This window comes from Hydrogenophaga intermedia (assembly GCF_023715105.1).
Lineage (GTDB): Bacteria > Pseudomonadota > Gammaproteobacteria > Burkholderiales > Burkholderiaceae_C > Hydrogenophaga > Hydrogenophaga intermedia_A.
Genome location: NZ_JAMBNO010000119.1, coordinates 1 through 408, shown reverse-complemented (window position 1 = coordinate 408; position 408 = coordinate 1). Strand labels below are relative to the sequence as shown.

Here is a 408-nt window from a genome sequence, read left to right as displayed (position 1 = left end):
GCGTCGTGGCCACAGATGTAGTGGTCTTGCGTTCGAGTAGTCGATCGAATGCCACGTGCAAGCCGCCGCGATCGAGGTCAATGGTCAGGATTTCCCCGGGTCGTGGGCTATTCCCGAATGCCAGTCCTAGAACGCCCCGGTGGTCAAGGCCTGTGAACAGAGAGATGGCCTCGGTGATCGAGCCGACTTGCGAGCGAGAGAGTCGATCACGAAATTCCGCACCATAGGCAAGCATTTGCGCAAGACTGGCCTCACGGTGGTTGCCGATCCCTGCGCGAGCTTTGGCCGTACCGTTGCCGGCCTTGCCGGTGATATGGCTGAGGTGTTCCTCTGCCACTTCTGAAAGGCTCGGGCCTTGGTTTGAGGCTGCGAGTGCGGGTGCACACCGCTTGGCCAATGCGCGCTCGC

At 61.0% G+C, this 408-nt stretch carries 1 protein-coding gene; it reads right to left on the bottom strand.

Features of this window, described 5'->3' with window-relative positions; translation table 11 throughout:
- On the bottom strand, window positions 1-337 hold a 337-nt coding region (locus M3149_RS22850), incomplete at its 3' end, for a hypothetical protein (RefSeq protein ID WP_251711638.1).
- Window positions 338-408: the final 71 nt, after the last annotated feature.